This window comes from Lactococcus sp. UBA7128 (genome assembly GCF_002492185.1).
Classification (GTDB): Bacteria; Bacillota; Bacilli; order Lactobacillales; family Streptococcaceae; genus Lactococcus; species Lactococcus muris.
Genome location: NZ_DKXK01000045.1, coordinates 1 through 10,715, shown reverse-complemented (window position 1 = coordinate 10,715; position 10,715 = coordinate 1). Strand labels below are relative to the sequence as shown.

At 39.6% G+C, this 10,715-nt stretch carries 14 protein-coding genes and 1 pseudogene; 7 read left to right on the top strand and 8 right to left on the bottom strand.

Features of this window, described 5'->3' with window-relative positions; genetic code table 11:
* Window positions 1-98: 98 nt before the first annotated feature.
* From B4H39_RS05295 to B4H39_RS05280, 4 genes are read right to left on the bottom strand one after another with little or no spacing between them, the layout of a single operon-like run.
* On the bottom strand, window positions 99-869 hold the full coding sequence (locus B4H39_RS05295) for an ABC transporter permease (protein WP_251423205.1): 771 nt from the start codon (window positions 867-869) through the stop codon (window positions 99-101).
* A complete protein-coding gene (locus B4H39_RS05290) occupies window positions 862-1,788 on the bottom strand; it encodes an ABC transporter ATP-binding protein (protein ID WP_251423208.1) in 927 nt (308 codons plus the stop codon). Before B4H39_RS05290 ends, B4H39_RS05295 begins: the two co-directional genes overlap by 8 nt.
* The gene (rnmV, locus tag B4H39_RS05285) at window positions 1,785-2,336 is read right to left on the bottom strand and encodes a ribonuclease M5 (RefSeq protein ID WP_202231558.1); all 552 of its coding nucleotides are present in this window, start codon (window positions 2,334-2,336) and stop codon (window positions 1,785-1,787) included. The genes B4H39_RS05290 and rnmV overlap by 4 nt, the downstream gene beginning before the upstream one ends.
* Window positions 2,330-3,100, bottom strand: a complete 771-nt coding sequence (locus tag B4H39_RS05280; protein WP_251423211.1) for a TatD family hydrolase — start codon at window positions 3,098-3,100, stop codon at window positions 2,330-2,332. The genes rnmV and B4H39_RS05280 overlap by 7 nt, the downstream gene beginning before the upstream one ends.
* A gap of 322 nt (window positions 3,101-3,422) precedes the next feature.
* Between B4H39_RS05280 and B4H39_RS05275 the strand changes: the two genes are divergently transcribed.
* From B4H39_RS05275 to B4H39_RS05250, 6 genes are all read left to right on the top strand, one after another.
* Window positions 3,423-3,689, top strand: coding sequence for a hypothetical protein (locus B4H39_RS05275; protein WP_251423214.1), 267 nt, complete (start codon window positions 3,423-3,425; stop codon window positions 3,687-3,689).
* The gene (locus B4H39_RS05270) at window positions 3,662-3,967 is read left to right on the top strand and encodes a hypothetical protein (RefSeq protein WP_251423216.1); all 306 of its coding nucleotides are present in this window, start codon (window positions 3,662-3,664) and stop codon (window positions 3,965-3,967) included. The genes B4H39_RS05275 and B4H39_RS05270 overlap by 28 nt, the downstream gene beginning before the upstream one ends.
* Before the next feature lie 583 nt (window positions 3,968-4,550).
* Window positions 4,551-5,147, top strand: a complete 597-nt coding sequence (locus B4H39_RS05265) for a hypothetical protein (RefSeq protein ID WP_202231553.1) — start codon at window positions 4,551-4,553, stop codon at window positions 5,145-5,147.
* Window positions 5,148-5,623: 476 nt separating this feature from the next.
* Window positions 5,624-5,926, top strand: coding sequence for a hypothetical protein (locus B4H39_RS05260; protein WP_251423219.1), 303 nt, complete (start codon window positions 5,624-5,626; stop codon window positions 5,924-5,926).
* 385 nt (window positions 5,927-6,311) lie between these two features.
* Window positions 6,312-6,875 (top strand): hypothetical protein, encoded by a 564-nt coding sequence (locus B4H39_RS05255; protein WP_251423222.1) that lies wholly within the window; start codon window positions 6,312-6,314, stop codon window positions 6,873-6,875.
* 243 nt (window positions 6,876-7,118) lie between these two features.
* Window positions 7,119-7,676 (top strand): hypothetical protein, encoded by a 558-nt coding sequence (locus B4H39_RS05250; RefSeq protein WP_251423225.1) that lies wholly within the window; start codon window positions 7,119-7,121, stop codon window positions 7,674-7,676.
* A gap of 110 nt (window positions 7,677-7,786) precedes the next feature.
* Here the strand turns inward: B4H39_RS05250 and spx are convergent, their stop codons facing one another.
* From spx to B4H39_RS05235, 3 genes are all read right to left on the bottom strand, one after another.
* Complete coding sequence (gene spx, locus B4H39_RS05245; RefSeq protein ID WP_003134024.1) at window positions 7,787-8,185, bottom strand: transcriptional regulator Spx; 399 nt, start codon at window positions 8,183-8,185, stop codon at window positions 7,787-7,789.
* A 176-nt stretch (window positions 8,186-8,361) separates the two neighbouring features.
* Complete coding sequence (locus B4H39_RS05240; protein ID WP_251423231.1) at window positions 8,362-8,892, bottom strand: hypothetical protein; 531 nt, start codon at window positions 8,890-8,892, stop codon at window positions 8,362-8,364.
* Between the two features lie 60 nt (window positions 8,893-8,952).
* Window positions 8,953-9,330: a VOC family protein gene (locus B4H39_RS05235; RefSeq protein ID WP_202231701.1), complete on the bottom strand. Its 378-nt coding sequence runs from the start codon at window positions 9,328-9,330 to the stop codon at window positions 8,953-8,955.
* A 120-nt stretch (window positions 9,331-9,450) separates the two neighbouring features.
* Between B4H39_RS05235 and B4H39_RS05230 the strand changes: the two genes are divergently transcribed.
* Window positions 9,451-10,050 carry an ATP-dependent Clp protease proteolytic subunit gene (locus tag B4H39_RS05230; protein ID WP_202231700.1) on the top strand — a complete coding sequence of 200 codons (600 nt, stop codon included), beginning with the start codon at window positions 9,451-9,453 and terminating at the stop codon, window positions 10,048-10,050.
* Window positions 10,051-10,133: 83 nt separating this feature from the next.
* Here the strand turns inward: B4H39_RS05230 and B4H39_RS05225 are convergent.
* A pseudogene (locus B4H39_RS05225) lies at window positions 10,134-10,715 on the bottom strand (hypothetical protein); the annotation flags it as partial.

Here is a 10,715-nt window from a genome sequence, read left to right as displayed (position 1 = left end):
AAATGAGTGTTTGATGAGAAAAAACCAGTTCAGTTTAGCTGTTAGGCTTACAAAAAAAAAAGAGACCTACCTGTCCCTTCTTTATCCAGTATCATTTTTTATGTTCTTAAGCCACGTCCACGTTCAATAAAATAGTAACAAATAGCATAGAGAGCAACAACAAAACCCAGCAAAACAAGAAGACTAATCCAAAGCGCCACATCTTGAAGACCCAAGAAACCATAGCGAAAACCTGAAATCATGTAAACGATGGGATTTATCTTAGAGATGTCCTGCCAAATCGGCGGCAGCATTGAGATAGCGTAGAAAACGCCCCCCAGATAGGTCAAAGGCTGCAGAACAAAGGTCGGAACAATCGAGACATCATCAAAAGAGCGGGAAAAAACTCCATTCAGTAAACCTGCCAGTGAAAAAAGGAAGGCCGTCAAGAGTAAAGTCACAAGGATGACCAGCCATGAGTTTACCACCAAAGGAACAAAAAGCAAGGAAATAATCGTAACAAACGTTCCTACAAGTAGACCACGTAAACTTCCACCAGCAACAAAGCCTAAGATAATTACGTGGGTAGGTACGGGGGCAACAAGCAGTTCTTCAATATTCTTCTGAAACTTTTGGGAGAAGAAACTTGATGAAACATTTGCATAAGAACTTGTAATGACTGACATCATAATCAAACCAGGAACGATGAATTGCATGTAGGAAAAGCCATTCATATCCCCGATACGCGACCCAATCATTTTCCCGAAAATGATGAAATAAAGCGTTGTTGTAATCACAGGTGGGACTAAAGTTTGCACCCAGATACGCATAAAACGTGTCACCTCTTTAATCGCAAGAGATTTACCTGCTGTCCAGTAAAGTTTAAGCATTCTTCACCTCCTCTTCGTGGGTAAGTTTAACAAAAAGTTCTTCCAAGCGGTTGGATTTATTACGCATGGAGAGGACTTGAACGCCTTGTTCTGTCAACTGCTCAAAGGCAGCATTTATCCCTTGGTTTCGCTCAATCTTAAGCTCCAATGTTTGCGGGTCAATCATGTTCATCGTATAGTCACTGAGTTTTGGAACGGCACCAGTCGCTTTGATATCTAAGACAAAGGTTTCTGACTGCAATTTTGACAAGAGGTTTTTCATGCTTGTATCTTCAATGACTTGTCCTGACTGAATAATTCCGATATTGCGGCAGAGCATTTCTGCTTCTTCCAGATAGTGCGTTGTCAGGATAATCGTTGTTCCTGATGCATTAAGCTGCGCAAGAAATTCCCACATCGAGCGACGTACATCAATGTCAACACCGGCCGTTGGCTCATCTAAGATTAAAAGTTTCGGTTCGTGCATCAAGGCACGCGCAATCATCAAACGCCGCTTCATGCCACCAGACAATCGTCCTGCGCGGTCATTACGTTTATCCCAGAGTTCAAGTTGGGTCAGATATTTTTCAGAGCGTTTGAGCGCCTCTTTACGTGGTACACCGTAGTAGCCTGCTTGGTTGACTAAAATCTGTTGGACTCTTTCAAACTGATTGAAGTTGAACTCTTGTGGTACAAGTCCGAGCTGTTGCTTGGCTTGAACGAGATTTTTATCAATATCATAGCCAAAGACCTTGACCGTTCCTGATGTTTTGTTCACAAGTGAGGTAATGATACCGATAGTTGTTGATTTTCCTGCTCCGTTTGGTCCAAGTAAGGCATAAAAGTCGCCTTCTTCAACGCTTAAGTCAATGCCTTTCAAAGCCTCTGTACCCGAATCATATACTTTTTTTAAATTTTTTATTTCAAGTGCTTTCTTCATTTGTAGCCCTTCATTATTTCTTCTATTTGCTCTACACAGATGCCAAACATATTAAGTCGCTTGAGAACTTGTTTGCCGTTGGCATAGCCTATCCGGAGTTCTTCACAGAGGTATTCACGCCGCTGACGACTGTCGGGGCGAAGAATTAAGCCAAATGTAATGAGGTCTGCCTGAGTTACAGTCGGTGAAACAAGCTTGCCCCCCGTTAAATGTCCTAGAGCTTTTTGTAAATCTTCGTATCTTGCATGCTCAACCCCGAGAGAGCCTTTACCTTTAGGCCGTGCTTCTTCACGCTTCAAAAAGGCGTGCTGGGCCTCAGGTATAGCTTGCATGATAATCTTGCGGATACGTTCCCCTTGAAAGTCTGGATCTGTAAAAACAACGAGTCCGCGTCTTTCTTGAAGCACTTTCAGGCGCTCAATATCCGTAGCATCAATACTGCTGCCCCCAGTTTCGTAAGTGTCTAGCTCATAAAAACGTTTGAGATTAGTGGTGTCGTCACGCCCCTCAACAACAATGACTTTGTCAATTTTTTCTTTTGTCATGATAAGCCAAATACCTTAAGCGCATTGGCATAAGTTTGCTCTGCCACCTCTTCTAGTGTCAGGCCCCGAAGCGCAGCGATTTTTTCAGCTGTATAGCGTGTATAACCTGGCTGATTTTCCTTGCCACGATAAGGCATTGGCGAAAGATAAGGTGCATCCGTTTCGACAAGTATGCGGTCTAGAGGGAGCTTTGAGGCTGCTTCTTGAACGTCCAGCGCTTTCTTAAAGGTAACCACTCCTGAAAATGATAGCATTAACCCAAGTTCTATAAACTTTTTAGCCTCTTCATAGCCCCCAGAAAAGCTGTGCATAATACCGCCACGAGGACCAACTCCCTCTGACTTTATAATCTCATAAGTGTCTTCCAGTGCATCCCGTGTGTGCACGACAAAGGGAACATCAGCTTCCTTGGAAATTTGAATCTGACGGCGAAAAGTCTTCTCTTGAAGCTCCTTCGCCTCCACCATCCAGTGATAATCTAACCCAATCTCGCCCACTGCTAATACCTTATCTTTTTGCAGGTTTTCTAACAAATACTGCTCTGCTGCTTGATCAAAGCTGCCACATTCGTCAGGATGCCAACCAATCGTTGCGTAGCATTCCGTAAACTCTGTAGCAAGCTTCATCGCCCAATCATTTGTTTTTCGGTTAACCCCAACGATATTCATGCGATGAACATCCAGCTCATGTGCCTGAGCGATAATCTCCTTTTCTCTACCTATAAATTCATCCGAATTGAGGTGTGTATGTGTATCAAAAATATCCATTCTTCTATTATAACGTAAAACAAAGTAAATTTTCTCTTAGAAAATTACCTTGTTTTTCTATCAAATTTTACTTTGCTTATGTTCTTCAAGAAATAATGAGAAGAAAAAGTTTCTCCCACACGTTCATTTTAATTTTTTAACTGTCTTGCTCTGTATATCTTCCAGATTATTTCGTTCTTCTTTATAAATTTTTCATCCCCTTTACAGGTCTTTGTCCTCTTTACAAATTTACACTTTGTATTATACAATATAATTACGGATCCGGTTTCAAGAGTCTCTAAAATGAAAATTGCTTCACTAAAAGACATTTAGGAGGAATGTTATGTTAAAACGACTAATGCTGAGTTTTGCTGTTTTGTTGGGTGTGCTTTGTTTGTCTGGTGCACCAAATCATGCTTTTGCATCCACAGTGGGAGCACCACCGTCTTCCCAATCTAATGAAAATACAGACGATACCTTACCTCTTGATACCCCGTTAGTACTCAGGGGCTTTGACTACAATAATAACTTTTTAGGCTATCTGGGATTGACTTCTAGTTTTTTTTTTGGAATTACCTCTACATGGATACCTATGGGGAAATGTATCTAGAAGATGCCGGACATGGTAAATTTTTCATCCGCGCTGGAAAACCCTCTTGGGAAGAGTATGACTATGTAACAATAAGCAGCCGAGGTTACCTGTACTTAGGTACTAAAGAACATGCAGAGCCTTTTACTATCACTTCAGAAAACGATCCTGTTAACCCTGGTCAAAAACTCTATGATATCTTCGACAGTAAGTTCAGAGGCGTAGGCGTGTATGGTAGATATGTCACAGTTGGAGGAGGTACTGTTCCAGTATTTTGGCAGATTATCCCCCAACCTTAATAACACGGCCACAGTAAGCCAGACAAATAAATAGTATCTCTCATCCGGAAAGAAGAGACAGCAGCTACTTAGGAGCAGGTCCGTAAAATGACCGGATAAATTGTTTAGCCACTCCATGAAGTCAAAGTTTCAGACTTCTGTGTTGATTACTTTTAGTTTCTTTAAATAAGAACGTGTTTTCTATTCATGAAATGCACGTTCTTTTGGTATTTTTTTAGATTTCCAACATGTGCCATTAATCAGGTATAATTTTTTTATTTTTAAGTTAGCATCAAAGTATGTGATTTTCCTATGTACTTCGGATTTCTAGCATTTTCTCTAGCCTTTAGCTTCTAAAATAATTGTCCTCCTCCCTTTTAACTTTTCATCAATAAAAAAGTATCCCTTATACATATTTTTATTTGTCCAGTAGCTCTTGTCTTTGAATACACAGCAATATTTCTCCCTTTTCCATGGACTTTTTTACTTATCCAAAACCTTTACATTTTAAGGTTTTATATTTACAATACGCTTATGGATCCGGTTTCAAGAGACACTGAGTGCAAAGTCATTTCAAAATTAGAAGACATTTAGGAGGAATGTTATGTTAAAACGATTGATGCTAAGCATCTTTGTATTGTTGGGTATTGTTTATGTGGCAAACTCACCGACCCATGCGTCGGCAACCACATCTGGCTTGTCTGGAAGTCCTGCTCTAACTTCCCGAGTCAAATCAACACCACCAAAAGATTTACCGCTTAATACTCCCTTAGTATTCATGGGATTCAGTGAAAAGGAATCTTTCTTGGGCTATCTAGGATTATCTGTTAGTTTGAATTGGAATTATCTCCATATGGAACATGATGCAGATGCAGCTAAGGAGATTTATATAGAAGATGCTGGAAATGGCAGAGTCTATCTAAGATCTGGAAAGGCTGACTGGAAGGGATATGACTATGTGGCAATATCTTCTCAAGGCTTCTTGTACTTAGGTCTCAAAGACTATGCAGCAACTTTCGCTGTATCTGGAGTAGACGATGCTAAGAACTCCAACTATAGATTCTATGAGTTTTTCGACAAAGATTTTAGAGGTCTCGGCATGTATGGCGACTTTGCTACGATTGGCAAAGGGACCACGTTTGCAGCTTGGAAGCTCGTGCCCATGCCAAATTCAACTCAGAAACTTAACGGACAGTCTTGAAAGGGCAATCAAGAGAGAAAGTTAGCCTAAGTCCTGCAAGTAAAAAAGGGCACTCAGGTCTCATTTATCACTTTTAGCTTTCCTCAAGCAAGAACGTGCTTCCTCAAAGAAAGCACGTTTTTTGATATTTTCGGAAATTACCATTACTTCAGCAAGCAGCTTGAAACATTAAGAAAGCTCAATTAATCCATATAAAACAAGTCAATTTCAAAAAGTTCTCAGTGTCTCCTTCATACTTAACACTTTCGGTCTTGTTTGCTTTATCATTTCAGATAAAAAGTTCTGATATATATATTTTATATGAAGCAGTCTTGCTTATTTCTCAATTTTCATCTTATTATTTTCCTATCCTTAAACTTTTTTGCCTGCCTGATGTCTTTACATTTCCTACCTTTGTATTTAAAATGCTGTTATAGATTTGTTTTCAAGAATTTTTGGAAGTCTCTCAGATTTAGAAAACAGTGAGGGGAAAATTTATGTTAAAAGGAGCAGTGTTTGGGACGGCTGTGTTAGTGACTTGTATCTTTGCTTCACCTACACATGTCGCTACAGCTAAGTGTCAGAAAAATAAGGCGATTTTTCAAGACCTAAGAACAGAAGAAACTTTACCTCTTGATACGCCATTACTTTTTAGAGTTTATGACTACAACAACCAATTTCTTGGTTATCTGGGCTTAACTTCCTCAAAAGATTGGGACGGTCATGATTGGGATTACTCTACATGGATACTTATAAACCTCTATACTTGGAAGATGCCGGAAATAATAAAGTCTATATGAGGTCTGGTAAACCAAACTGTAGCAAACATAACTATGTGGCCATTTCTTCCAGAGGCTATCTTTACCTAGGGGGAAAAAATATGCCGAAGCCTTTCTCACTTACGAGCAAGACGATCCTATCAATCCTCAACAAAAACGCTATAGATTTTTCAATCATTATTATAGCCCCATAGGGACATATGGAAAATACATTACAACAGGCCTAGGAACAGCTCCAGCAACTTGGAAAATTATAAAGCAACCCTAGATACCATAAGTTTATATCAGCCTGCTTTATTCGGGATAGAAACAATAAAGCGTCCTGTTACAGTTCATTATGCCGCTACATATTTTCTCGAAAACCGGCATGGTTAAAATCATCCAAAAATATCTAAGGAGAAATGTTATGTTCAATCGACTCATCGTAGGGAGCTCTGTTTTATTAAGTGCACTTTGTGTCTTTGCTTTTCCCAAGTCTGCAGTTGCAGCCGCAGATTTTTCTCATAGTCACGTCCTGCTTTCTCAAAATCCAAAGGATGAAGGAGTTCTGCCCCTTGACACTCCTTTATTGTTTAGTGCCTTTGACTATAACAACCATTTTTTAGGGAGTTTAGGATTAACGACAACCCTAGATTGGAACCTCTTGCCTTGGGAATTTCTCTATCTATCTGCTTTTAAGGAGGTTTATTTAGAAGATGCGGGGCAGGGTAAAGTTTATATACGCTCTGGACAAGCATATTGGGAAGGATATGACTATGTGGTAATATCTCCTAAAGGCTACCTCCTCTTAGGAAATAAAAAATACGCAGAAGCTTTTACTGTAATCGCGGAAAGCAATCCTTTCAATCCTAATCAAAAAATTTATGAATTTTTTGATCGAAACTACAGAGGGATAGGAACCTATGGCAAATACATCACCGTAGGACCAGGAACACGACCTACTGTCTGGAACATCGTACGAAAACTTTAGGCATAAGCTGCGACAGCTTCTAAAAAAGAGGGACTTGACACTAAAAAGCGCTTCGGTTCCTGCTCAAAACAGAGAAGATATTATAGGCAACATCCTCTTTCCAGAACTGAGGTCAAGTCTCTCACCGTGCACGATTTACTTAGACACTTGGGCCTCCTCTCATTTATAACAATATAATGTCACTACAGATTTGCTCTCAACATGCAGTCAAATTCATGTCAAAAAATTTTTAGGAGAAGAACTATGTTCAAGGGATTAATTTCAGGAGCAGCCATGTTATTAACTGTGCTCTCTATCTTTGCTTTATCTACACAGGCGATGACAGCCACAGCTGATGCTCATAAAGATAGCACCGCTTCTTTAAAAACAGAAAACAGCTTACCTCTTGATACACCTTTGTATTTTCGTCTCTTTGATTATGACAATCATTTTCTAGGTAACTTAGGCTTGGAAACATATCTAAGTTGGGATCATAACTGGGATTACGTTTCCCTCAGTAATCGTAAAGAAGTTTATTTTAAAGATGCGGGTCACGGGCGAGTTTATATAAGGTTTGGAAATTCTTTCTCCGCCGAGCGTAACTATGTGGTTATATCCTCTAATGGCTCTCTCTATCTAGGAGAGCCAAAAGATGCAACTGCTTTTGCTGTTCTCGTAAAAAGTGATCCTTTCTATCCTAACCAAAACATCTATAAATTTTTCGACAGGAAAGCTAACGAAGTCGGTGTTTATGGGCAATTTGTCACAGTAGGAAGAGGAACAATACCTTGCATTTGGAGAATTGTCCCATCACTTAAGTAACAGTTGTAAAATGCTCCACTCTATGAAAACTTCCTTGGCTGCTTGTTTACTTTTTGATGTGCTGGTAAGCAAAAAACGCCACCATGGGCGTTTATGAATAATTGCATTTTTTAGATGGCATTGCGTAAGCGAGCGCCACCATTTTCCAAGATACGTACGGTACGTGGTAAGAAAGCACGAATCTCTTCTTCATTGTATCCTACATGTAGACGTTTTTCATCCATGATAATCGGACGACGCATGATTTGTGGATTTTCAGAAATGATTTTGATGGCTGCGGATAGTGATAAGTCTTCAAAATCAACACCCAGTGTTTTAACAAAACGGTTACGACTAGAAATGAGCCCCTCAACACCATCATCACATTTTTCAAGAATGCGGCTAATTTCTTCTGCTGAAAGCGGATCACCAATGAGATTACGCTCTTGAAATGGAATGTTGTGATAAGTCAACCAAGTCTTAGCTTTTTTACAACTCGTACAAGATGGGGCTGTATAAATAGTAAGCATCCCTCTCTCCTTCATATTACTTCTTTATATTATTATGGAAAAATCCACAGTCTATATTTATAATACCTAGCGGTATTAGCATTTGCTATTATAGCATAATTGACAGATAAAAAAAAGACCCTTTTCCCTTTTATTCTAAAAAAATCTATCCTATTGGACAGATTTTTAGAAAGTATTTAAATGTTGTAATGCTGGCGTTTCAGCATAGATGGATAAATGTTTTTTGCTTTCTCCAGTTCCTTTTTCTTGGCCTCAATATCCTCTGTAATTTGAACAGAAAAGTTCTCGAAAATTGGACGAGCTTCCTTGAAAATATAGCCTCCATTTTTCAAATCTTGTTCGTCTTCGAAAACAGCCAAGTGCTGAGAAAGATTCTTGAAAAAAGTACTCAAGAAATAAGCTGGAATGTACAAATTATACATAGAAGTGTAATTTTTCAAAAAATTATAGTCATAAAAAGGAACTTTTACATCACTCTGAGGATTTACAATAGCTTCGTCATCTCCAATGATGGGGCGGTTTAGAATTTCAATAATCTTTTGGTTTAAAGTATTACGAACCTCAATCTCGCGTAAAAGTTTCTCGATAGCCAAGCGCTTTTTATAGCGGTTTTCATCATATCGTTTGTAAATATACATCCCTGCAATAAAAAGCCAAGCTCCTGCAATCATAGCAACAAGCATAGAAATAATAAGTTCTGAATTCATACTATTATTATAGCAAAATGACTAATTTTTTAAAACTTATTTCTTTAAAAAATTTTAATCCTAAGCTGTAATTTCGATTTTATTGCCCTCGGGATCAAGGACTACAGCCTCATAATAACCGTCTCCTGTCCTTCTAGGACCTGATAAAATTTCATAACCATTTTCTGAAAACCGCTGAGCACTTTGGTTCACTTCTTGTTCATTGCCCACATGTATTGCAAGATGAGCAAAGCCCAGGCCTTCAGGGAAAACCTCTTGTGTATCTGCTCGGTGCATGAGTTCTATGCGGGCCCCTTCTGCAAAGCTCATAAAGTAGGAAGTAAAACCTGTTTTGGGATTATGATACCTCTTCCCCGCCTTTGCTGAAAAATATTTTTCGTAAAACGCCTTCATTGTTTCCAAGTCCCTTACCCAGATACCTATGTGTTCAATTTTCATCATTTTTCCTCCTGTTCTTATTATAGCCGGACATTCTTTCATGTCAAACGTGCTTATTTTTTGACCTTTTTTGACCTTTAATTTATAATAGAATAAAACATTGAAAAAGGAGACTTATCTATGGGATATTTAGTGCCTACTGTTATTGAACAATCAAGCCGTGGCGAACGTGCCTATGACATTTACAGTCGTTTGTTGAAAGATCGTATCATTATGTTGACTGGACCCGTTGAGGATGGTATGGCAAACTCCATCATTGCGCAACTTCTCTTCTTGGATGCTCAAGACAGTACAAAGGATATTTACCTCTACATTAATACACCTGGTGGTTCTGTTTCTGCTGGTCTTGCTATCGTTGATACTATGAACTTCATCAAGTCTGACGTGCAAACCATCGTTATGGGTATCGCTGCATCTATGGGGACAATCATCGCTTCTAGCGGTACAAAAGGTAAACGCTTCATGTTGCCACACGCAGAATACATGATTCACCAACCTATGGGCGGTACTGGTGGTGGTACACAGCAAACAGATATGGCGATCGCTGCTGAGCACTTGCTCAAAACCCGTCACACTTTGGAAAAAATCTTGGCCGAAAACTCTGGTCAATCTGTAGAAAAAGTTCACGCAGATGCAGAACGCGACAACTGGATGACTGCTCAAGAAACACTGGACTATGGTTTCATTGACGAAATCATGGAAGCCAACAGTTTGAAATAAAGGCAACTCAAAAATCCCATCAGATTGGTGGGATTTTTTCTTTTTCATTTATAGGCTATAATATGCCTCTTTTTTTTTTAGCATTACTGTCTAACTATGAGAGCAGGCCGAACTCCACCAGTATCCAAACTCGGATGTTGACTTGACCAAGCGCCTAAACCTCCGCCAGAACCGACTCTCCAAATACCACTCCCTGTTTCAGAAGAACGAGTACGTAGGAACCACCAGCTAGAACCTATGCCTGCACGATTTTCATTACTTGTAAAAGCAAGTCCTGCACCAGATAGTCGCACAATGTCCGCCATGGAAAGTGCGAAAGCCCGAGGGGTTCCCGTTGAAACAGCTGTACTAATATCTGCTGCAATATCAGGGAAATCATCTAGATTAAGTACCTGCCATCTTGCTGGATCACTCCAATCAAGGTCATAAGGCCTCACATGAGCAGTTGTAAATACATTTGCTACAGGCTGCACCATAGCTTGAACTGCTGAGTCAAGACCAGCATACCAGTTTGTAAGAGCTGTTTCTTGTGCTGCAGGAAGATGACCTCTTAATGAATCATTCCGAATAATCAAATGATTCCCACCCCCTTGATTCTCCAAATAACGGTACTGCTCCCCAGCCATAGTAAAGATGGTCCTCGGTGCCATGATACTAAAGTTGAT